General features: G+C 65.8%; 19 protein-coding genes. 9 read left to right on the top strand and 10 right to left on the bottom strand.

Annotated elements, in window-relative coordinates; genetic code table 11:
- Nucleotides 1-44: 44 nt before the first annotated feature.
- Nucleotides 45-1,973, bottom strand: a complete 1,929-nt coding sequence (locus DT069_RS00385; protein WP_119458295.1) for a hybrid sensor histidine kinase/response regulator — start codon at nt 1,971-1,973, stop codon at nt 45-47.
- On the opposite strand from DT069_RS00385, the gene DT069_RS00380 reads away from it, so the two are divergent.
- On the top strand, nt 1,965-2,288 hold the full coding sequence (locus DT069_RS00380; RefSeq protein WP_119458294.1) for an ATP-binding protein: 324 nt from the start codon (nt 1,965-1,967) through the stop codon (nt 2,286-2,288). The two genes, DT069_RS00385 and DT069_RS00380, sit on opposite strands and share 9 nt — an antisense overlap.
- On the opposite strand, the gene DT069_RS00375 is transcribed toward DT069_RS00380, so the two are convergent.
- Nucleotides 2,285-2,860 carry an HlyD family secretion protein gene (locus DT069_RS00375; protein ID WP_119458293.1) on the bottom strand — a complete coding sequence of 192 codons (576 nt, stop codon included), beginning with the start codon at nt 2,858-2,860 and terminating at the stop codon, nt 2,285-2,287. The two genes, DT069_RS00380 and DT069_RS00375, sit on opposite strands and share 4 nt — an antisense overlap.
- Nucleotides 2,847-3,317 (bottom strand): MarR family winged helix-turn-helix transcriptional regulator, encoded by a 471-nt coding sequence (locus DT069_RS00370; RefSeq protein WP_425449897.1) that lies wholly within the window; start codon nt 3,315-3,317, stop codon nt 2,847-2,849. Before DT069_RS00370 ends, DT069_RS00375 begins: the two co-directional genes overlap by 14 nt.
- A gap of 208 nt (nt 3,318-3,525) precedes the next feature.
- Between DT069_RS00370 and hemB the strand changes: the two genes are divergently transcribed.
- The 4 genes from hemB (at nt 3,526) to DT069_RS00350 (ending at nt 7,695) form a co-directional block, all read left to right on the top strand.
- Complete coding sequence (hemB, locus tag DT069_RS00365; RefSeq protein WP_425449896.1) at nt 3,526-4,605, top strand: porphobilinogen synthase; 1,080 nt, start codon at nt 3,526-3,528, stop codon at nt 4,603-4,605.
- Nucleotides 4,606-4,618: 13 nt separating this feature from the next.
- Nucleotides 4,619-5,113, top strand: a complete 495-nt coding sequence (locus DT069_RS00360; RefSeq protein ID WP_119458290.1) for an OsmC family protein — start codon at nt 4,619-4,621, stop codon at nt 5,111-5,113.
- Between the two features lie 9 nt (nt 5,114-5,122).
- Nucleotides 5,123-6,322 (top strand): cyanophycinase, encoded by a 1,200-nt coding sequence (locus DT069_RS00355; protein ID WP_119458289.1) that lies wholly within the window; start codon nt 5,123-5,125, stop codon nt 6,320-6,322.
- A 545-nt stretch (nt 6,323-6,867) separates the two neighbouring features.
- Nucleotides 6,868-7,695: a THxN family PEP-CTERM protein gene (locus tag DT069_RS00350; RefSeq protein WP_162912889.1), complete on the top strand. Its 828-nt coding sequence runs from the start codon at nt 6,868-6,870 to the stop codon at nt 7,693-7,695.
- Between the two features lie 85 nt (nt 7,696-7,780).
- On the opposite strand, the gene DT069_RS00345 is transcribed toward DT069_RS00350, so the two are convergent.
- Together DT069_RS00345 and DT069_RS00340 are read right to left on the bottom strand one after the other, a co-directional pair.
- Nucleotides 7,781-8,764: a YheT family hydrolase gene (locus DT069_RS00345; RefSeq protein WP_425449895.1), complete on the bottom strand. Its 984-nt coding sequence runs from the start codon at nt 8,762-8,764 to the stop codon at nt 7,781-7,783.
- Nucleotides 8,764-9,609, bottom strand: coding sequence for an alpha/beta fold hydrolase (locus DT069_RS00340; protein ID WP_119458287.1), 846 nt, complete (start codon nt 9,607-9,609; stop codon nt 8,764-8,766). Before DT069_RS00340 ends, DT069_RS00345 begins: the two co-directional genes overlap by 1 nt.
- Nucleotides 9,610-9,825: 216 nt before the next feature.
- On the opposite strand from DT069_RS00340, the gene DT069_RS00335 reads away from it, so the two are divergent.
- On the top strand, nt 9,826-10,740 hold the full coding sequence (locus DT069_RS00335) for a DMT family transporter (protein ID WP_119458286.1): 915 nt from the start codon (nt 9,826-9,828) through the stop codon (nt 10,738-10,740).
- Between the two features lie 2 nt (nt 10,741-10,742).
- On the opposite strand, the gene DT069_RS00330 is transcribed toward DT069_RS00335, so the two are convergent.
- The 5 genes from DT069_RS00330 to DT069_RS00310 all read right to left on the bottom strand — a co-directional run bounded on the left by DT069_RS00330 (nt 10,743) and on the right by DT069_RS00310 (nt 16,580).
- Nucleotides 10,743-11,891, bottom strand: a complete 1,149-nt coding sequence (locus DT069_RS00330; protein WP_119458285.1) for a type III PLP-dependent enzyme — start codon at nt 11,889-11,891, stop codon at nt 10,743-10,745.
- A 112-nt stretch (nt 11,892-12,003) separates the two neighbouring features.
- Nucleotides 12,004-13,425 (bottom strand): malonyl-CoA decarboxylase, encoded by a 1,422-nt coding sequence (locus DT069_RS00325; protein ID WP_119458284.1) that lies wholly within the window; start codon nt 13,423-13,425, stop codon nt 12,004-12,006.
- A 243-nt stretch (nt 13,426-13,668) separates the two neighbouring features.
- Entirely contained in the window at nt 13,669-14,985 is a 1,317-nt protein-coding gene (locus DT069_RS00320; protein WP_119458283.1) for a TRAP transporter large permease, read from the bottom strand.
- A gap of 10 nt (nt 14,986-14,995) precedes the next feature.
- Nucleotides 14,996-15,514: a TRAP transporter small permease gene (locus DT069_RS00315; protein ID WP_119458282.1), complete on the bottom strand. Its 519-nt coding sequence runs from the start codon at nt 15,512-15,514 to the stop codon at nt 14,996-14,998.
- A 70-nt stretch (nt 15,515-15,584) separates the two neighbouring features.
- The gene (locus tag DT069_RS00310; protein WP_119458281.1) at nt 15,585-16,580 is read right to left on the bottom strand and encodes a TRAP transporter substrate-binding protein; all 996 of its coding nucleotides are present in this window, start codon (nt 16,578-16,580) and stop codon (nt 15,585-15,587) included.
- Between the two features lie 296 nt (nt 16,581-16,876).
- Here DT069_RS00310 and DT069_RS00305 point away from each other — a divergent pair, with 296 nt between their 5' ends.
- From DT069_RS00305 to DT069_RS00295, 3 genes are read left to right on the top strand one after another with little or no spacing between them, the layout of a single operon-like run.
- Nucleotides 16,877-17,557 carry a GntR family transcriptional regulator gene (locus tag DT069_RS00305; protein ID WP_119458280.1) on the top strand — a complete coding sequence of 227 codons (681 nt, stop codon included), beginning with the start codon at nt 16,877-16,879 and terminating at the stop codon, nt 17,555-17,557.
- A gap of 49 nt (nt 17,558-17,606) precedes the next feature.
- A complete protein-coding gene (locus DT069_RS00300) occupies nt 17,607-18,770 on the top strand; it encodes a CaiB/BaiF CoA transferase family protein (RefSeq protein WP_119458279.1) in 1,164 nt (387 codons plus the stop codon).
- Nucleotides 18,771-18,786: 16 nt separating this feature from the next.
- The gene (locus tag DT069_RS00295) at nt 18,787-21,153 is read left to right on the top strand and encodes a penicillin acylase family protein (protein WP_119458278.1); all 2,367 of its coding nucleotides are present in this window, start codon (nt 18,787-18,789) and stop codon (nt 21,151-21,153) included.
- Nucleotides 21,154-21,203 lie beyond the last annotated feature (50 nt).

Below are 21,203 nucleotides of genomic sequence, written 5' to 3'. Positions count from 1 at the left end.
AAATGGGCTAAGGCCGCAATTCCGACGAACGACCGCGTCTGGTCTTACGATTCCCGCGGCCTCCGCCCCAGTTCTGTCTCGAGTGTCTTGACGAGCGCTTCGATCCGATAGGGCTTCGCCAGCACGGAAAAGCTGGCGCCGGCCGCCAGCTGCTCGCTGTAGCCCGTCGTCAGCACGATAGGCAGATTCGGCCGCAGCCGCCGCGCCTCCCAGGCGAGTTCCACGCCGCTCGTCGTGCCCGGCATGACGATGTCGGTGAAGAGGAGATCGACCGGCGCGCCGCCTGTCAGAATCGCGAGGGCGGCGTCGGCCGTGGCCGCCTGCACCACGACATAGCCCAGATCCTCCAAGCTTCCACTGACGAGCGGGCCTACAATCGGGTCGTCTTCCACAAGCAGAATGCGCCCGCCCCTCGCATTGCCCGCCGCAGATGCGGCAACGAGGACGTTTGGCGCATCGACCGCCGAGCGCGGCAGCAGCAGAGTGACAGTCGTGCCTCGTCCGGAGGCGCTCTCGAGGCGAGCGCCGCCACCCGACTGCCGAGCGAAGCCGTAGACTTGGCTCAATCCCAGCCCCGATCCCTCGCCGACTCCCTTGGTCGTGAAGAACGGTTCGACGGCGCGCGCCAGAACCTCCTCCGACATCCCCGTTCCGGTGTCCGTGATCGAGAGCTGAACGAAGTCGCCGGCAAGCCCCTCCGGGATTTGCCCTGGCGCGAAGGTCATGTTGCGACCTTCGATCCGCAGGTTTCCGCCATCTGGCATGGCATCGCGCGCATTGAAAGCGAGGTTCAGGATGGCGAGCTCGAACTGCGTCGGATCCACTTCGATCGGCCATAGGTCCAGCTGCAGGTCCAGCTCAAGCCGGATGTCTGCCCGCATTGCGCGTGCCAGCAACTCGGACGTGCCGAGCAGCCGGTCGCGGACGTCGACGGGTTCCGGGCGCAGCGCCTGGCGGCGGGCGAACACCAACAGCTGCTGAGTGAGTTTGGCGCCGCGCTCGACAGCTTGATGGCCGGTTTCCAGCAGCGCGCGGGTCCGGGGATCGGAAACGCGACGCTCCACCATCTGCAGACAGCCGGAGAGCGCCTGGAGCAGATTGTTGAAGTCGTGGGCGACGCCGCCGGTCAACTGTCCGACGGCCTCCATCTTCTGGGCCTGGAGCAGCTGCTCGCGCGTCTCCTCCAGCGCCTGCTGCGTCTGCCGCCGCTCGGTGATGTCGCGGGTGATCTTGGCGAAGCCGATCAGCACGCCCTCGTCGCGGATCGGATCGATGACGACGCTCGCCCAGAAACGGCTGCCGTCCTTGCGGACACGCCAGCCCTCCTTCTCGCACCTGCCGTCACGCATGGCGGTCTCGAGGGCGCGCTGGGGCTCGCCCTTCCGGCGGTCCTCCTCCGTGTAGAAACGCGAGAAGTGCTGGCCGACGATCTCCTGAGCCGTGTAGCCCTTCATCAGTTCGGCGCCGCTGTTCCAGTTCGTGATACGCCCATGCGGATCGAGCATGAAGATGGAGTAGTCGGTCACCCCCTCGACCAGCAATCGGAAGCGCCGGTCGCTCGCCCGCAACGCCTCCTCGGCCATCTTGCGCTCGGTGATGTCGCGGGTAATCTTTGCAAAGCCGATGACGGAGCCGTCTTCCTCCCGGACAGCATCGAGCACAGCCAAGGCCCAGAAGCGGCTGCCGTCCTTACGGACGCGCCAGCCCTCATCCTCGAAGCGGCCGGTCTTCCGCGCCACCTCAAGGGCGCGGGCCGGCTTTCCCTGGGTCTGGTCCTCGGGGGTGAAGAACCGTGCGAAGGACTGGCCGATGGCCTCCTCCGAGGTGTAGCCCTTGATGCTCTCCGCGCCCGGGTTCCAGCTGATTACATAACCGTTCGGGTCGAGCAGGTAGATGGCATAGTCGGTGACCGCCTCGATAAGCAGCCGGAAGCGCCGCTCGCCGGCGGCCAGGAGGGATGATTTCTGCTTCATTCGTCTCCGTTCGGTACTCCGCGCACCGATGGAAGTGGCCGCCACATTCTCACACCCATCTACTGCTGCGAGCAAAGCAATTTAGGCTTTCCGTCCTCCAGCGCAACGAAGCTGAAGCCCTTCGGTCAAGTCGAGAGCGCGCTCAGCCGCAAGCATGGTGGCACCGGCCTGGGCCTGCCGCTCGCCAAGTCCCTCGCCGAGGTGCACGGCGGCACGCTCGCGCTCGAAAGCGCGCTCGGCGCCGGTACGACGGCGACCGTCCGCTTCCCAAAGGAGCGGGTTCAGGCGCCAGGCGCGAGACGCGCTAACAGTTAGTCCAGCGCGACGGCCGGCCCGGTGTTCCGCCGCGCCGGCTTGAGGAGCAGGATCATCGGCATGGCAAGGAGGGCGACCAGCATCATCAGCTTGAAGTCTTTGAGATAGGCGATCGCCGTCGCCTGACGGGTGATCTCCGCATTCAGCGCCGCGCGCCCGGCCGGCTCGGCCAGCTTCTGATGATAGGTGGCGCGCAGCGCGTCGATCTCGTTGCGGACCATCCCCAACCGCGCCTCGGCGCCGGCCAGCGCAATGCGGTAGGGCTCGTCATCGAGACGAAACAGCAACTGCCCGGCGGAAACGGCTTCGTTGTTCCGCACGGCGACGGCGGCGACCGTACCGCCGACATCGGTGCTGATCGTCGTCACGTCCGCCTTTACATAGGCATTGTCGGTGGAGACGTAGCGCCCGCCCGCGACATAGCCGTAGACGGCCAGGACGAGCAGCAGGAGCGGGCCGAGGGTCAGGAGAACCCAGCGGATCCGTTTGCGGCGGGCCGCCTGCCGCATCCCATCATCCAGCTCAGCCGAAGCTTTGGGTTCCTGAAGAACAGTGGCGTCACCATCGGCCATGACGTGCCCTCCGGATCTCCTCCTCGGTCTCGCCGACCGTCTGTGTCGAGAGATTCGCCTTGATCGCGAGCAGCGTCTCGATCAACTGCCGACGGGCCGCATCCGAAAGGCCGGCCATGGCTTCCTCGCGGGTCACGGCGCCGAGGGCGCGCATCTGCTCCAGGACCGGATGGGCCTTGTCCTTGAGATACAGCAGCCGGGCGCGACGATCGTTCGGATCCGGCCGGCGCTCGACCCACTCGGCCGCCTCGAGCCGGTCGAGCAGGCGTACGAGGGTGATCGGCTCGATTTCAAGAGTTTCGGCGAGCGCGGCTTGATTGATCCCTTCGTTGCGCGCCAGATGGGCGAGCACCGACCATTGCGCCCGCGTCAGGCCCAGCGTGCGGGCCCGCTGATCGAACCGCTTGCGCAGCAGACGGGCAACATCGTGCAGCAGGAATCCGAGATTCCGATCCAAACTTTCTGAGGGCATGGGAAAAGCCTGAAGACCGTCTTGTGGGTTGTTTTGATGCCCGATAACATAAGCAGGCTTATGATATGCTGCCTTGCGTTCTATGCATGGCTGATCTGCCCGGGGCCGTCTGATGCGCTGTTGTCTGGACCCGGGACCTTTGGACGGCCTAATATCCGGTCGCAATCGACCTGCTTTTCGGGATCAGTCCGCCGTGCCCAAGACAAAACCTCTCGACCATCCGCTCCTGCGGCCCGTCGAGGAGATCGCCCGCAGCCGCCCGGCCGCAGCAAGTGCAGCGCCGGGCCAATATCCGCGCGTGCGTCCGCGACGTAACCGTGCTGACGACTGGACACGGCGCTTGGTCGCGGAGACACGGCTTGCCGTCGAGGATCTGATCTGGCCCGTCTTCGTGCAGGATAGCGGTGCGGCGCGCGTCGAAATTTCTTCGATGCCGGGCGTTGCGCGGCTCTCTATCGAGGCGCTGATCGATTCCGCCGGTGAAGCGGCCGAGCTCGGGATTCCGGCGGTCGCCCTCTTCCCCGTCGTCCCGCCCGGCTGCAAGTCGGACCATGCCGAGGAGTGCTGGAAGCCGGACAATCTGTGCAATCGGGCGGTCCGTGAACTGAAGCGCGCGGTACCTGGGATCGGGGTCATCTGCGACGTCGCGCTCGACCCCTACACCAGTCACGGGCATGACGGGATTCTCAGCGACGGCCGGATCCTCAATGACGAGACGATCGAGGTTCTGTGCCGCCAGGCGCTGGCGCAGGCCGAGGCCGGCGTCGATGTGATCGCGCCCTCCGACATGATGGACGGGAGAGTCGGATGTTTGCGCGATGCGCTCGACGCGGCGGGTCACCAGAACGTCCGCATCCTTGCCTATGCGGCGAAATATGCCTCGGCCTTCTACGGCCCGTTCCGCGACGCGGTGGGATCGCAGACGGCGCTCGGCCAGGGCGACAAGCGGACCTACCAGATGGACCCCGCGAACGGCGACGAGGCGTTGCGGGAATGCGCCCTCGATATCGCCGAGGGCGCCGACATGCTGATGGTGAAGCCGGGCATGCCCTATCTCGACGTGCTGCGCCGGGTGAAGGACGCCTTCGCGATGCCGACCTTCGTCTATCAGGTGAGCGGCGAATATGCGATGCTGCGCGCCGCCATCGAGCGCGGCTGGCTCGACGGCGACCGGGTGATCATCGAAAGCCTGCTCGGCTTCAAGCGTGCCGGCGCCGATGCGATCCTGACCTATGCCGCCGTGGAGACGGCACGCCGGCTCAAGGCCGGGTGAGTCTCGGGGTATCATGGCTCACGCACATCACTACCGGCTACGGACCCGCTGGACGGGCGCGGCGGAGGGGCCGACCACGACCTATGCCGCCTATTCCCGCGCCTATGTGGTCGAGATCGACGGCAAGCCGGCGCTCGCCGGCTCGGCCGATCCGATCTTCCGCGGTGACCCGGCGCTGCACAATCCCGAGGAGTGGCTGGTCGCGGCTCTCTCGGCCTGCCACATGCTGAGCTATCTCGCCCTCTGCGCCCGCGGCGGAATCCGGGTCCTCGCCTATGAGGACGAGGCCACGGGAACGATGCAGTTCCAGGACGGGCGCATCCGGTTCACCGAAGTGACGCTGCATCCAAGAGTCTCGATCGACGCGACGAGCGATCCGGTCAAGGCAGATCTATTGCACGAGCGGGCGCATGAGGAATGCTTCATCGCGAATTCGGTGAACTTCCCCGTTCGGCACGAGGCATCCGTGACCGTCGCGATAAGTTCGACCGAAGCGTCGACGATCTGAGCGACCGATTTGAAGGATTGCTTTCCATCGCGGGCTCGGCGCCTGCTTCGCGCCGGACCGTCTCTCCTGCTCACGGTCCTGCTGGGCGCCTGCGCCGGCCCCGAAGGCGGACAGACCGGGGCTTTTCCCGACTATCAGCTTCCGTCCCTGCAGCCGACCGTCGCAATCCCCCCGCTTCCGCAGGAGCCGGGGCGCGGCACCCTGGTGCTCGACGGCGGCGGTTACGGCAACCCGGCCATCCTGAGCCGGATCGTCGCCGAGGCGGGAGTCGACCCGACCCTCTGCCTGATCGACACGGCGTTCGAGGGTGGCGTCGATCTGCGCCGGTTCTTCCGAGGCTATGAGGGAGTGGAACTGCGCACCGTCGATGTCGACGGCGCCAACGCCGATTCGCCGGCCCTTGCCGATCTGCTGCGCTCCTGCAGCGGCTACTTCTTCGGCGGCGGCAATCCCCAGCGCCTGTCGACCGCGCTACGCCCCGACGGTCGCGATTCGCGCGCCCTCGGCGCGATCCGTGAGACGTTCGAAACCGAGGGCGCGGCCCTGTCCGGCGCCAGCGCGGGCGCGATGATCGTCGGGCCGATTACCCTGTGCGAATGCGGTGCCGGCAGCAGCATGGCCGCCCTGACCTATGGGCAACTCTTCCAGGCGCCGGGGTTCGAGCTCGTCGACGGCGTGCTGGTGGATGCACATTTCTTCACGCGCGGCCTGCTCGGCCGGCATCTCTATGCGCTGGCCCGCAACGGCATCCCAATCGGCGTCGGCATCGACGAGGAGACCGCCGTGGTCGTGCCCGGCGACGATGGCCTGTGGGAGGTGATTGGCCGCCGCGCCGTCGCGGTGGTCGAGCGGCCTGTGACCGCCGCCGTGAACGACCTGCGCGACTTCACGATCAGCGTGCTATCGCCCGGCGACCGGTTCGACCCCTATCGCGGAACCTTCGCTCTGGCGCCCGACCGCAGACCGGTCGTCCCGGACGGCGCCGGCGAGACCGGCCAGATCACCACAGACGACATCTTCGCCGTCAACCGCGTGCTGAGCCTGCTGACCCGCCTCGCCGAAAGCCCCGCCACCGAAGCCATAGGCACCAGCCCAAACGGTCTGGTGCGCGTGACCTTCCGCGAGACCGACGAGACCAGAATCTATACCGACGGTTCGAGCATCAGCATTCTCCATGTGGCGGTGAGCATCGATCGCGTGGCGGGCTGAAGCGGCCTTTCCGAGTCGATATCGGGCTTCTCACGGCGGCGAAGGCGTCGGCCGATTTTACAACTTCATCCGGATCGTGAACTTGGCGGTCGTTTGTGCCGGGGCCGGATATGCTGGCCGGGCGCTGCAACGTGATCCGATCGCCACGCGCAGGCACCGACGGAACGACTTCCTCGAGTTCGGCTCTCTATCGGGGAGACCCCACCGTCTCCATGTTGAAAAAATTTACAATCGTTAACACGAAGGAGATATTTTCTAACCACTTGAAATATCGAGAAGCTTTATCTTCCTTTTGGGGAAGTGACCCTCGAAACCCGCCAATCGGCCCCATTGGACGCCGATCGAGCGTCAAGATTCTTAACGAATCTTAATTTTTCGCTCCTCCGAGGCGGGTCGAAACCTGCCGCGGATGAAGAAGGTTTTGACGGAAAAAGAGAAAACGTCTGAGGCGCGGATCTTGCATGGACCGATTCACCAATCGGTCGATGGGCGCAAATTTCGGGAATTGACCGGGGATGGAGTTCCTTAGGAACGGAGAGCGCCACATGGATAAATGGCAAAGATACGCCGGGGGCGGTGCCCTGGCCTTCGCGTTGCTGGTCGGCGCGACGGGGCAGGCTTCCGCGGTGGTCGTGGATGTATGGGACTATACACTCGACAACGCCTTCACCGAGTTCGCACCAGCCGGTGTTGTCGGGCTCAACGACAATCCGACACTCGGCGCGCCGACCCGGATCGAGTGGCCGGAAAGCTTCGGCGGAACGAGGAGCGCGCTGGAAGTTCAGGGCGCCGACACCGATCCCGGCCGGCAGAGCGGCGAGGTCACGACGAACGGACCAGCGGCACCTGGACCCGATCTGGTCCACTTCAACTTTCCCATCCCGACCGAGTTCGAGTCCGAGTTCCTCACCAGCGGCACGCTGACCGCACGGGCCGTCCTGACACCCCAACAACCGCCCATCGGCGGAGAGACGGGCCCGATCGAAACCTTCTTCGAGTTCGCGTTCAACGAGACACCGAATCGGAGCGGAGAATGCGTTCCCGATGCGCAAAGCGTCTGCGACGATTTCTTCGCGCTGGTCGCGGTCGGACCGACGTCCGAGACGTTCACGTTCGACGGCGAAACCTACACATTGCTCTTCGGCTCGACCCAGCTGACACCGCAGAGTGCCGAGACCTGCGCTCTCGTCGGTCAGGCTGCAGGGTGCCTTGGCTTCCTCACCCAGGAAAACCAGACGAACGTGTTCGAGACCTTCATTAGCGTTACACGAGAGGGCCCAGGCCCGAGCCCGGTCCCTGAACCCGGCATGCTGGTGCTGCTCGGCACTGGTTTGCTGGCCCTCGGCATCATCCGGCGTCGGCAGGCGTCGTAAGCCGGCCCGTCACTTCCCGAAAGACATGCGGCGGCTTCCGCGCGGAAGCCGCCGTTCTTTCGTGCGATCACCGGTGCGTCAGCGGCTATCCCGCCAAGCTGCCGAAGAATCGCGCGATGCAGCGGTCATGCCAGGCGGCCTTGCCGCCGACGCCGGAGAAGCCGACATGGCCGCCGCCCTTGGGGAGCAACGGCACGAGCTTCGGATTGCTTGCCCAGTCGAAGCCGAGATAGGAGTCTATGGGGATCCACGGATCGTTCCGCGCATGGATCACCAGTGTCGGCACCCGGATCTCGGGCAGGAACTGCAGCGCCATGGAGCGCGCGTAGTAATCCTCGGCGCCGGCGAAGCCGTTGCGCGGCGCCACCAGTCTGTCGTCGAACGCATAGATGCTGCGGATCGCGGCGAGGTCGGCCAGATGCGCTCCGGCCGCGGTCATGAACGGCCCGAACTCCACCTTCATGCGGCCGAGGATATAGGCATGATAGGCGCGATTGCGGAGCGCCATCATGCGGCGCTGCGCGGCCTTCAGGTCGATCGGCGCCGAGATGCTGGCGGCGCCGAGGACGAGCGCGCGCCGCCCTTCCTCGCCGAGATGCTTCAGCAGCATGTTGCCGCCGAGGGAGTAGCCAATCAAGAACAGCCCGTTTGCCGCCAGACGCCCGTCCATCTGACCGATCACCGTCCGCAGGTCCGCGCTGTGTCCGGCGTGGTAGTGGTACTGGCAATGGTTGCGCGACGGCCCGGCCCCGCGCAGATTGAGGCGCAACACCGGATAGCCCAGCGACAGGAAATGTGCGGCGCTGGCCCGCATGTAGCGGCTGTCCTCACAGCCGGTGAGGCCGTGGATCAGGATGACGAGCGGCCGCCGCGTCGCACGCTTCGGCCGGTTCAAGGTCGCCAGCAGTGTGTCGCCGGAGCCGTCGCTCATCGGAAACCCCATCTGCTCCGCCGAATAGCCGTCGAGGCTCGGAAGCCGCCGCAGGACATAGCCGCGCAGCGTCTGCAGATCGCCGCCCCACCAGGGCGGGCGTGCCCGAAAGGGCGGGAACCCGGTCGTCGTCTTCATCACCGGGCCACCAGCCAGTCGCGGACGAGAGCGATCTGCTCCGCGTCCATCAGCGCCGGGGCATGGCCCACGCCCGGAATGGTGACGAGCTCGGCGCGCGGGCCGCGCCGCGTCATCTCCGTGGCAATGTCCGCCGTGAGCAGGTCCGATTCCGCGCCGCGCTGAATCAGAACCGGACAGCGGACCGCATCCCAGACATGCCACAGATCCATGTCCTGAAGCGCCCCTTGCCTGAAAGCCTGGGCGATCGCCGGATCGTAGGCGAGCGCGAAGCCGCCATCCTCCAGCCGGCGGTGGCCGTGCTCGGCCATATGGCGCCAGGCTTCGTCCGACAGCGGGCCGAAGGGCGCATGGACCCGGCGCAGATAGGCCTCGAGCTCATCGAGCGTCGCGAAGCGCGGGTCCTGGCCGACATAGTCGGCGATCCGCGCCAGCGCCGCCTTCGGCAGGAACGGGCCGACATCGTTCAGCACCAGCCGGCGAATCGGCGTGCCGGGCTGCGCCGCCAGCATCATCCCGATCAGACCGCCCATCGAGGTGCCGACCCAATCCACCGCGCCGGCCCCCAGCCGCGCGATCAGCATGGTCATGTCGGCAAGATATTGCGGATAGTTGTAGTCCGCCCCGTGCGCCAGCCAGTCGCTCCGCCCGCGCCCGGCAATGTCCGGGCAGGCGACCCGCCAGTCCTCGGCGAGAGCTCCGGCCAGCCGGTCGAAGTCGCGCCCGTTCCGCGTCAGGGCGTGAACGCAGATGACCGTCCGGTCCGCCGCAGCGTCGCCCCAATCCGTATAGGCGATCCGGTGAAAGCCGTGCGGGTTCAGACTTAAGACTCCCTCGTTTCTCATGCGCCCATCAGAATTGCCACCCATCAGAAGAGTTCTTTCTCTGCCTGCCATGGTCATGCTACGGAGAAGCTGGCGTCGGTTCTGCGCCCGGCCTCGTATCACGGCCGAGTTTCGTCAGAATTGCGGTCGAATCATGGCAAAATTCCAAATCGGTCGGCCGGTGCGCACCGGCAAGCCCCAGGTGCGCGGAATTGTCCGCGCTGTGGCAAGCAGGCAATGACGAGCCTGCCGAACGGCCTTGCGGCTTCGGCCGGCGAAGCGGCTCTGCAGCGCCGCGGCCTGCTGCTGGTCGCCGGCGCGGCGACGGTGTGGAGCAGCGGCGGCCTGATCGTCCGGGGGATCGAGGCCGATCCATGGACCACGATCCTCTGGCGTTCGATCTTCGGGGCGCTGTTCCTGCTCGGCTTCATCGCGATCCGCGATCGCGGGAGAACGCTCGACCTCTTCCGCCGGATGGGCGGCCCGGGGCTGGTAGTCGCGCTCTGCTTCGCCACCGCCTCCACCGGCTTCGTGATCGCGGTGAACCTGACCACCGTCGCCAACACGCTGATTATCCTCAGCACCTCGCCCCTCTTGGCTGCCCTGCTCGGCCGGGTCCTGCTGGGCGAGCGGGTCCGCGCCCGCAGTTGGATAGCGATGACGGCTGCGTTTTTCGGCATCGCCATCATGGTTTCGAACTCCTTCGCCCGGGGGTCGGCCGCGGGCGACCTCGTCGCCTTCGTGATCGCCATGGCATTCGCCGTCGCCATCGTCACGACGCGCCGCCAGCGCGAAGTCCGCATGACGCCGGCCACCTGCCTGGCGGCCGTCTTCGCGGCGCTGTTCGCCCTGCCCTTCGCAGCCCCGCTGGCCGTCAGCGCCAGCGACATGGGCCTTCTGGTGCTGTTCGGAGCGGTTCAGTTCGGAGGTGGCCTGGTCCTGTTCACGGCGGGCGCGCGGCTCGCGCCGGCCGCGGAGGTAGCCCTGGTCTCCGTTTTGGAAACCATTCTCGGCCCGGTCTGGGTCTGGCTCTTCCTCGGCGAGAACCCGGGTGTTCCGGCGCTCATCGGCGGCGTCATCGTGCTCGCGGCGCTCGCCGTCCACACCGCCCTCGACCTCCGCCAGACGCGCCCGGTTCCGCCGGCCGTTTAGAGTCAACCGGCACCGATCGGCTTGTCGTTCACGGCGACAAGGGTCTCCGGATAGAAGCCGTTGAAGCGGCTGGCGAGGGCGTGGCTGTAGGCGCCGACGCGGTCGATCTCGATCCAGTCGCCCTCGCCCACATCTTCCGGCAGATCGAAGGTCGAGGGCAGCACGTCCAGCGAATCGCAGGTCGGTCCGTTCAGGATGAAGGCCCGCATCTGCTCCGAGGGCTTGCCCTTGAGCCGCACGAGCCGCGCCGGCAGCTTCAGGCCCGCCGTCACCATTTCGCTGAGCGAGCCGTAGATTCCGTCATTGATGTAGAGTTGGTCGCCCTTGCGGAGCTGGACCTGGACGACCAGCGAGACGCCGTCGGCGACGAGCGCGCGGCCTGGCTCGCACATCAAGACGCAATCGCGGCGCAGCTTCAGCTCCTTCACCCCATCCTCGATCTCGGCGATATAGTCCTCCAGCGGCGGCATGTTGGTGCCGACATACTGCACCGGGAAGCCGCCGCCGACATCGAGTACCTGGATCGGTGTCTTCGCCTTCTCCAGCACCTCGCCGACGATTCCCAGCGCCTGGCGGTAGGCGCCGGGCACCAGGCATTGTGAGCCGACATGGAACGCCAGACCGACCTGGCAGCCGCGCGAACGTGCCTCCCTCAGCAGCGCCGCGGCATCGTCCTGATCGGCGCCGAACTTGGCGGCCAGATGATAGAACGTCCCCTCGATCGGCGGCGTCTTGAGGCGCACGACGATCGTCACCCCCTCGCCGCCGCCGGTCTCGTCGAGGACCTTAACCAGCTCCTCGGCGTGGTCGACGATGAAGGTATCGACGCCATAGACCCGCTCCGCCGTGTGGATCGCCGCCCGGCTCTTCACCGGATGCATGAAATAGGCGCCGGCGTCGGGAAAGCTTTCCCGGACGAGCGCGATCTCCGGCAGGGACGCCGTGTCGAAATGACGGATACCGGCCTCGTAGAGCGCCCGCAGCACGCGCGGGTGCGGGTTGCATTTCACGGCATAGAGCACGCGGCCGGGGAACAGCTCGAGGAATCGTTCCGTCGTCCGCCGCAGCACCTCGGGCCGAAGACAATAGACCGGATAGCTGGGCTTCAGGGCGGCGACCATCGATCGCACGTCGGGGAACTGCGCTTCCATCACCCCTCCGATGAAATGGAGCCGTCAACGCCGGCGGGGGCCTTCTAACGCAGCTATCCCGTCCTGTCACCTGACAATCCGGTTTCACTAATAGGCGTAGACCCTTAGTCTTCTATGAACGGCCGAGCAGCCCCTTCACCGAATTGGAAATTGCGACCTTTCCGTGGGCCGAAAATGCCTCATGGTTGTCCTCGATTTCGCTCAGCTTGTAGAGATAGTTCACCATCAGCCCGGCGGACTGCCGCAAGCCCTTGGGCGAGGTATCGGCCAACCAGTTGATCCGCTCCACCCGCGCCCCGTTGGCGAGATGGAACCGTGCGACCGGGTCGAGCGGCTTGCCGGCATCCTTCTCGCGCACGAGATAGCGTGCGGCGAGCCGGCACAGCGCCGGCTCCAAAGCTTCGGCGATTTCCGGTGCCTCCTGCCAGCCGGGCCGCGCCAGAAGAGCTTTCAGGCCACCCTTGGCGCCGCGCGAGGGATCGAGCAGCTTCAGCGTGCTGCGCTCCGCCGCGGTCAGCAAATTCGGCTCGCCCTCGGCCAGCTTGCGCTCGAGCCATTTCCGGAACCCGGGAATTGGCGACAATGTCGCGAAGGTCTTCAGACCCGGCAGATCGCGGGACAGGTCGTCCGCCACCTGCTTGATCAGGAAGTTGCCGAAGCTGATCCCCCGCAGCCCCCTCTGGGTGTTCGAGATCGAGTAGAAAATCGCGCTGTCGGCGCTCTGCGGATCCTCCCGCGGTGCCGTTTCATCGAGCAGCCGCTGGATATTTCCCGACATCCCGGCCACCAATGCCACTTCGACGAAGATCAGCGGCTCGTTCGGGATTCGCGGGTGGAAGAAGGCATAACACCGGCGATCGGAGTCGAGGCGGTTCTTGAGATCGCCCCAGGAGCGGATTTCATGCACCGCCTCATAGGCGATCAACTTCTCGAGCAGCGAGGCCGGCGCATCCCATGTGATGCGCTGCAGATCCAGAAGCCCGACGTCGAACCAGGAGGTGAACAGGGTCTGAAGGTCCTTGTCGAGCGCGATCAGCGACCGGTCCGAAGCGAGGTGGGACAGCAGCTCCGCCCGGAGATCGACGAGGAACTTGAAGCCGTCCGGCAAGGCGGTCAGCTGCATCAGCAGCCGCAGTCGCGGCGAGACCAGCGCGTCCCGCAACGCGATCTCGGCATCGACGGCCGCCGCGGGTTCCTCGGCCGCCTGATAGCTGCGAATGGCGGCATCGATACGGTCGCGGTCGGTCGAAAACTCCCGCGCCAGGACCTGCAGGAAGCGCTTCCGGCCGTCCGGGGATAGAGCGAGGAAGCAGCGGCCGAGCTCCGCCGCCCGCGCCCGCGCCGAAACCTCGCCGCCGCGGTTCTCGAGACATTCGACGATATGCTTGCGCAGTCGCTGGATGTCGTCGTCCGGAAGGTCGGGGCGTGTCTGGGCGATCGAGGACGAACGGCCGCGCGCGGCGATATCGCGCCAGGCATTCCGAAGATTCAGGACCGTGCGATCAAAGAAGGAGCTCGGAAGTGCCTGATTCATCGCCCATCCCTAAGCAGGCTTGTCTTGATCGGGCTACAAATGGCCCGGCCAAGACAAGCCCGCAGACTCTAGAGCACGATCCGATCAGGTTGGACCAACCTGCCTGATCGGTGAATCGTCCTCTCATCCAAACAATTGGGGACTGATTCACCGATCACATCGGTCCAATGTGATCGGATCAGGCCCTAGAGTTCAGCAGGTTTTCCGAGCCCGGCCCATATGGCCGAAGTTCCGAAAACCTGCTTAGTACGCCGGTCCCATCAGATACTCGGGCAACCAGGTCGCGATTCCCGGGAAGATGCACAGGATCACGATGCCCAGCACCATGCAGAGCATGAACGGCAGCGCGCCCCAAAGGATAGTCTGCAACCGGACGTCGGGGGCGATGCCGTTGATGACGTAGAGATTGAGGCCGACCGGCGGGGTTATCAACCCGATCTCCATATTTATTGTCAGAATCATCGCGAACCAGATCGGATCGAAACCGGCGTTCATGATGATCGGCAACAGGGTTGGCGCAGTCATCAGAATCACGGCGGCTGGCGGCAGGAAGAAGCCGCAGACCAGCAGGAAGATGTTGACCCAGAGCATCAGGATCCAGCGATTGACCTCGAGCGCCGCGATCCATTCCGCCAGTGCCTGGGCGACATAGAGGCTGGACAGCATGTAGCTGAACAGCACCGAGGTGGCGATGATCATCAGGATCATGACGGATTCGCGCATGCTGTCGCGCAGGATCGTCCAGAGCCCGCTCGGCTGCCACATCCGATAGATCACCATGACCATCACGATGCAGAGCAGCGCGCCGACGCCGGCAGCTTCGGACGGCGTCGCGACGCCGCCATAGAGGACATAGAGCACGCCGGCGACGATGCCGATGAAGGGCAGCACGCGCGGCAGGATGCTGAAACGGTCGCGCCAGGAATAGTGCGTCTCGGGATCGATGAAGCTGCGGCCGGAACGCCAAGTGACGAAGATCGACCAGGCCATGAACAGGCTGGTCAGGAGAAGGCCAGGAAGAAATCCGGCGAGGAAAAGCCGGGCGATTGATGTCTCCGTCACCACGCCGTAGAGGATCAGCGTCACGCTCGGCGGAATGAGAATGCCCAGCGTGCCCCCGGCGGCAATCGCGCCCGTCGCCAGCCCGGACGGATAGCCGCGCTTGCGCATCTCGGGAATGCCCATCTTGCCGATCGCGGCGCAGGTCGCCGGCGACGAGCCGCTCAATGCCGCGAAGATGGCGCAGGCGCCGAGATTTGAAACGACAAGACCGGCCGGGACACGGTAAAGCCAGCGCTCCAACGCCTCATAGAGATCGCCGCCCGCCCGCGACGACGCCACCGCGGCCCCCATCAGGATGAACATGGGAATCGACACGAGGGTGAAATCCTCGAGCGAGGAGTAGAGCGTCTCCGCGACGAATCCCAGACTGTTGAAGCCGTCGAAGATCAGGAGGAAGCCGAGGGACACGATGCCGAGCGCGAAGGCGACCGGGGCGCCCGACATCAGGAACAGGATAGTGACGACGCAGACGATCACGCCGATGGTAAGGGGGCTCATCGACGGTCTCTCACAGGCGGTCCTCCGGATGAATGCCGAACGGCGGCTCGCGGCCGAGGATCAGATTGGCGATGTCGACGATATACTGAAGCGACAGGAGGCCGATGCCGATCGGCATCGCCGAATAGGGGATCCACAGCCGGACCGACCAGATCGTGTCCGACCGCCAGCCGAGGTCGTACGCCTCGTACCACAGCACGGCCCCACGCCAGGCGAGGACAAGGCAGAACAGGCAGGAAATCCCCGCCGCGAACAGCGCCAGCGCGAACCGGGCACTGCCCCCGAGATAGAGCGGCAGCAGATCGACATTCACATGCCCGCGGGTGAGCAGGACATAGGGGCTGCCGACGAAGGTCGCGGCGATCAGGGCATAGGTGACGAATTCCGTCTGCCAAGCCGTCGACTGGCCGAGAATATAGCGGACGAAGACCATTTGGCAGACGACCAGGACGGCGGCAGCGATCAGTCCAGCAGCAACGACGCCGCTGAGGCGCGAAAGGCCGGTCACCAAGCGGATGAAGACATTCATTGTGGAGAAATCCGAAGCGGGCCGCCGGCAGCGAGGTGCCGCCGGCGGTTCCGCGCCAGAGAACGCTGCGTTATTCGACCGAGAGCGCCATGTCGAGCAGCTCGCGCCCGCCCTCTACGTTCTCGGCGAAGTTCTTGTACGAAGTCTCCTTCGCGATGTCCCGCCACATCTGCGCCTGCTCGGGCGTCATCGTCACGACCTCGACCCCGGCCTTCTCAAACACCTCGACCATGTTCGCATCGGCTTTCTTGGCGGCGGTGAAGGCAAACTCCTCGGCCTTGTCGCCGGCCGCCATCAAGGCCTGCTGCTGCTCTTCGTCGAGGCTCTCGAAGCTTTCCTTCGCCATCAGGATCGGCTCGTACATGAACCAGAGGGCGTTCTCGCCCGGCGCCGTCATGCATTTCAGCTGCTCATACAGCCGATAGGACACGAAGCTTTCCGAGCTGGTGTTGGTAGCGTCGAGCACCCCCGTCTGCATCGCGGTGTAGATCTCGGAGCTCGGCATCGAGGCGATCGACGCCCCGGCGCCGGCCAGCATCTCCTCGAACGCCGCACCGGCGGCGCGCGTCTGCTGCCCTTTGATGTCGTCGGGCTCGAGAATGCAGTTGTTCTTGGAGGCGAAGCCGCCGGCGAGCCAGGTGTCCGCGAGGACAATCACGCCGGCCTCGTCCATGATCGACTTGATCTCCTGCATGAACGCCGAGTCGTTTAAACGACGGGCATGCTCATGGTTCTTCACCAAGCCCGGCATCAGCGTGAGATGGAATTGCGGATGCTTGCCGCCAGCGTAATCCAGCGGAAACGCCGTGATGTCGAGCTGGCCCTTGATCATCGCGTTCCATTGGTCCTTCGGCTTGAACAGCGAGGCACCCGGGAACACCCTGATCGTCAGCCCGACATCGGCGGCATTCACTTCACGCGCGATAATCTGAACCATCTCGTCGCGCATGTCTCCGGTGCCGCCGGGCCACTGATGCGACGCCTTCAATTCCTCTGCCGCCGCGCCGGACGCCAGACCGGCGCCGAGCAGGACAGCGGTTGCGGCGCTATACAGAAACGTTCTCATCACTGTCTTCCTCCCAAGAAATTGCGGCGGCCGATTCTTGTGCTCCGAGGCCGTCGATCGCTTCGCCGTACATCAACCTTAGGAGAAAAGCTCAACCTCGTCCAGAATGTTGTATGCAGTTTTGGCGCTTTTGCATACAATTTGCCGATGGTGGACGAAATGCGAAGACGGCTTCATGTTTCGGCTGCCCATGCTTCGACAAGCTCAGCATGAGGGTTCGGTTTCCTCGTGCTGAGCTTGTCGAAGCATGAAAACCGACTCTCGACCTTTGTACTTGGAATCGGCCAGATCAGCGAATGCGACCTCCGAATCAGAAACGGGCGGATTATCTGCGGCACGAGATCGAGCGGGAGATCCTGTCGGGCCTGCTGGTTCCCGGCGACCGGCTCGACGAACAGTCCCTCGCCGACCGGTTCGCGGTGTCGCGGACACCGGTCCGCGAGGCGCTCTCCCGCCTCGCCTCCTCCGGATTCGTCGAGCTGCGCCCACGGCAAGGGGCCGTGGTCGCCAAGCTGACGATTCGCCGGATGGTCGAGATGTTCGAGGTGATGGCCGAGCTGGAGGGGCTGTGTGCGCGTCTCGCCAGTCGGCGCATGACGCCCGAGGAGCGCGCGCGGCTGCAACAGCTTCATGCGCAATGCGGCGAGACGGCGGGCGCCGACGATCCGGACGCCTATTACGCAATGAACAAGCTGTTCCACGAAACGATCTATGCCGGCTGCCATAACGGCTTTCTAGAAGAGACGACGCGGTCGATCCGCAACAGGCTGTCGCCCTATCGGCGCCATCAGCTGCATCAGGCTGGGCGGGTGCCGAACTCCTATGCCGAGCACAGCGCGGTGGTGGAGGCGATCCTGGCGGGTGAAGCCGATGCGGCCGACAGGCTGATGCGCCGCCACATCGCGATTCAGGGCGACACGTTCACGGACTTCATCTCTGCTCTGCCAGCCGCCTATTCGGGCAGGGCGACAGGCTGAAGACTATCGCCTGACCGTTCCCATTGTGATCTCATCGGAAAGGACGCTTATGACCGCCGCAGGACCGTTGTCCGGTATCACCGTCGTCGACCTGACCCGGGTGCTTGCCGGGCCTTATTGCACGATGGTGCTGGCCGACCTCGGCGCCAGGGTGATCAAGGTCGAGGCGCCCGGCAAAGGCGACGACGCCCGCCACTACGGCCCCTTCATGGATGGCCAGTCGGCCTATTTCGCATCGCTGAACCGCGGCAAGGAGAGCATCGCGCTCGACCTGAAGACCGACTCGGACCGGGCAGTGTTCGAGCGGCTGCTCGCCGCCGCCGACGTGCTGGTGGAGAACTACCGGCCGGGAACCATGGAGAAGCTCGGCTATGGCTGGGACGACCTCCACCGTCGTTTTCCGCGGCTGATCTACGCAGCCGCCTCCGGCTTCGGGCATAGCGGCCCCTTTTCGCGCCGCGCTGCTTATGACATGGTCGTCCAGGCAATGGGCGGCATCATGAGCATCACCGGACAGCCGGGCGGCCCGCCGACGCGGGTCGGCACCTCGATCGGCGACATCACCGCCGGGCTGTTCACGACGGTCGGCGTCACCGCCGCCCTGCATCACCGCCATGCCAGCGGCGAAGGCATGAAAGTCGACGTGGCGATGCTCGACTGCCAGATCGCGATTCTCGAGAACGCGATCGCGCGCTACTGCGCGACTGGGGAGATTCCGGGACCGCTCGGTGCGCGCCATCCCTCAATCGCGCCCTTCGAAGCCTTCTCCGTGAGGGACGGATCGATCATCATCGCCGCCGGGAACGACGCGCTGTTCGCGAAGCTCTGCGACGCGCTCGGCCGTCCCGACCTGGCCGGCAACCCACTGTTCGAAACGAACGAGCAGCGCTGCCGCCATGTCGAGGCGCTGAAGGCCGAAATCGAAAGCGCGCTCGCCGGGCAAACCGCCGCCGCCTGGCTGGAGACGCTGACGGCGGCCAGCATCCCCTGCGCCCCGATCAACAGCGTCGCCGACGCGTTAAGCAATCCGCAGGTTCTCGCCCGCAACATGGTGGTGACGCTGGAAGGCGCCGAGTCCGACCGGCTGAAGATCGCCGGCAATCCAATCAAGCTGTCAGCCTTCGCCGATCCGCCAACCCGCGGTGCGGCGCCGGCGCTGGACGGCGACCGCACGCGTATACTCGCCGACATCGAGGCGCCGAACCGGCAATAGTGACCTGTACCTGTACATGAAGTGGGTTTGGCGAGGATTTCTCGTCGTTTTCGTCCTAGTGCTGCTGGCCGGCGGAGGTAGCTATCTCTGGCTGCGCAGCTCGTTGCCGAAGACCGACGGAACGCTGGCGCTCCCCGGCCTGAGCGCGCCGGTGACGATCGGCCGCGACGATCGGGGCATCGTGCAGATCCGGGCCGAGACCGAGGCCGATGCCTATTTCGCGCTCGGCTTCGCCCATGCGCAGGACCGGCTTTTCCAGATGGACTTCATGCGTCGGCTTGGCGCCGGCCGCCTGTCGGAAGTGATCGGCGCGGCGGCGCTGGGAACGGACCGGCTGATGCGCACGCTCGGCCTGTACCGGCTGGCCGAGACGAACCTGCCTTATCTGGCGCCGGAGGTGCAGGCCGCCCTCACCGCCTACAGCGCCGGGGTCAACGCCTTTCTCGACCACCGCAGCGGAGCGCTACCGCCGGAGTTCCAGGCCTTCTGGTACAGCCCGGAGCCTTGGCAGCCGACGGACTCGCTGGTCTGGGGCCGGTTGATGGCGCTGCATCTCAGCAACAACTGGCGCAACGAGTTGCTCCGCCAAGGAATCGCGCAGCATCTCACCGCCGAACAGCTCGAGTTCCTCTGGCCGGCCCTGCCGGACGGTGCGGGGCAAACCGAGGTGGGGTGGCTGCCGGACAGCGTTCGGGGTATCGACGACCATCTCCTCGGCCGTGCGGCACATGATCTCGCCGTCTTGCCTCATGTGTACGGCGCATCAAACAGCTGGGCCGTGGACGGGCGGCGGACGGCGAGCGGCGCACCGCTGCTGGCGAACGATCCGCATCTCGGCCTGACGGCGCCGATCCAGTGGTATCTGGCGCGGATCGAGACGCCGACGCTGACCATCACCGGCGGCACCGCGCCCGGCGTCCCCTTCACCCTGGTCGGCCATAACGGGCGGGTCGCCTGGGGCTTCACCACGACCCACAGCGACACCCAGGACCTGTTCGTCGAGCAGGTCGCGCCCAACGATCCGAACCGCTACCTGACCCCGGCCGGCGCCAAGCCTTTCGAGCAGCGCGAGGAAGTGATCCGCGTGCGCGGCGGCGCGAACATCGCCCTCACCGTTCGCGCGACCGACCACGGCCCGGTCGTCTCCGACGCCGACATGGCGGCGGTGCCCGGGCAGGTGCTCGCGCTCGCCTGGCCCGGATTTCGCGCCGACGACCTGACTGCGCAGGCGATCTATCGGATGAACCATGCCGCCGACGCCGACTCGTTCTACGATGCGCTGCGCGACTTCCACAGCCCGCAGCAGAACATCGTCTATGCCGCCGAGGACGGGACGATCGGCTTCGTCGCCGCCGGGCGTGTGCCTGTGCGCAAGGCCCTGTTTGCCGGCAGCCAGGTGCCGGCGCCGGGCTGGACCGGCGCGTACGACTGGACAGGCTTTCTGCCGTTCGAGGACCTGCCGAAGGCGATCGATCCGTCCGCTGGGTGGATCGCCACCGCCAACAACGACATCAGGCCCGAGGGCTATCCGCATTTCCTGACCGCGCGATGGGAGGAGCCCTACCGCGCCCGGCGCATCGCCGAACTGCTCGACGGCAAGACCAGCCACACCGCCGATGGCATGGCGGCAATGCAGCTCGACATCGTCTCGCTCGCCGCACGCGAACTGCTGCCGCCGATGCTGGCCGCGGCGCGAGGTGGCGCATCGCGGCACGAAGCAGTGCTCCGCCGCCTCGGCCGTTGGGACTTCCGCATGGACCGCACGCGGCCGGAACCGCTGATCTTCCTCACCTGGCTCGGCGAGGCAAACCGCCGGATCTTCACCGACGAGCTGGGGGTGTTCTATGCCGATTACGGCCCCTGGAACCTGGAAAAGGTCGGCTCGGTGCTCGATACCGAAGAATCCTGGTGCGACAACATCGCGACGGAGGCCGAGGAGACCTGTCCGGAGCAGTTCGCCGCCGCACTCGACGATGCGCAGGCGGCCCTCGCCGAGGCTTATGGCGACGATCCCGGGGAATGGCGCTGGGGCGAGGCCCATCAGGCGCACTTTCCCCATCCGGTGCTGGAAGCGGCGCCGGTGATCGGGCGCTGGCTGGAGACGCCCGTCGCGACCGACGGCGACAGCTACACGCTGAACCGCGGCACCCCGCGCATCCGGCCGGGTTCCGTCACCTATCCGCATGTCCACGGCCCCGGCCTGCGGGCCGTCTTCGACTTCGCCGACCTCGACCACTCGCAGTTCATCATCGCCACGGGGCAGTCGGGCAACCCGCTGTCGCCGCACTATGCCGACCTGGTTCCCCGCTGGCGCGACGGCGAATTCCTGACTATCGTCGGCGAGACGAAGCAGGTCCTGACGCTGCGGCCCACGCAGCGCTGACCCGCATGTCCGGTTGGTCGCTGCCGGTGGAGAACGCGGCGCTGCGGCCG

The sequence above is a fragment of the Virgifigura deserti genome (assembly GCA_003576685.1).
Lineage (GTDB): Bacteria > Pseudomonadota > Alphaproteobacteria > Dongiales > Dongiaceae > Virgifigura > Virgifigura deserti.
The sequence above is the reverse complement of the archived record's forward strand: the minus strand, read 5'-3'. Positions and strand labels throughout refer to the sequence as shown.

Coding starts and splice junctions, on each gene's coding strand:
- DT069_RS00385 (WP_119458295.1), bottom strand. CDS start 1,973: ATGAAGCAGAAATCATCCCTCCTGGCCGCCGGCGAGCGGCGCTTCCGG.
- DT069_RS00375 (WP_119458293.1), bottom strand. CDS start 2,860: ATGGCCGATGGTGACGCCACTGTTCTTCAGGAACCCAAAGCTTCGGCT.
- DT069_RS00360 (WP_119458290.1), top strand. CDS start 4,619: ATGGCTCACGCACATCACTACCGGCTACGGACCCGCTGGACGGGCGCG.
- DT069_RS00350 (WP_162912889.1), top strand. CDS start 6,868: ATGGATAAATGGCAAAGATACGCCGGGGGCGGTGCCCTGGCCTTCGCG.
- DT069_RS00345 (WP_425449895.1), bottom strand. CDS start 8,764: ATGAAGACGACGACCGGGTTCCCGCCCTTTCGGGCACGCCCGCCCTGG.
- DT069_RS00340 (WP_119458287.1), bottom strand. CDS start 9,609: ATGAGAAACGAGGGAGTCTTAAGTCTGAACCCGCACGGCTTTCACCGG.
- DT069_RS00335 (WP_119458286.1), top strand. CDS start 9,826: ATGACGAGCCTGCCGAACGGCCTTGCGGCTTCGGCCGGCGAAGCGGCT.
- DT069_RS00330 (WP_119458285.1), bottom strand. CDS start 11,891: ATGGAAGCGCAGTTCCCCGACGTGCGATCGATGGTCGCCGCCCTGAAG.
- DT069_RS00325 (WP_119458284.1), bottom strand. CDS start 13,425: ATGAATCAGGCACTTCCGAGCTCCTTCTTTGATCGCACGGTCCTGAAT.
- DT069_RS00320 (WP_119458283.1), bottom strand. CDS start 14,985: ATGAGCCCCCTTACCATCGGCGTGATCGTCTGCGTCGTCACTATCCTG.
- DT069_RS00315 (WP_119458282.1), bottom strand. CDS start 15,514: ATGAATGTCTTCATCCGCTTGGTGACCGGCCTTTCGCGCCTCAGCGGC.
- DT069_RS00310 (WP_119458281.1), bottom strand. CDS start 16,580: ATGAGAACGTTTCTGTATAGCGCCGCAACCGCTGTCCTGCTCGGCGCC.
- DT069_RS00305 (WP_119458280.1), top strand. CDS start 16,877: ATGCGACCTCCGAATCAGAAACGGGCGGATTATCTGCGGCACGAGATC.
- DT069_RS00300 (WP_119458279.1), top strand. CDS start 17,607: ATGACCGCCGCAGGACCGTTGTCCGGTATCACCGTCGTCGACCTGACC.
- DT069_RS00295 (WP_119458278.1), top strand. CDS start 18,787: ATGAAGTGGGTTTGGCGAGGATTTCTCGTCGTTTTCGTCCTAGTGCTG.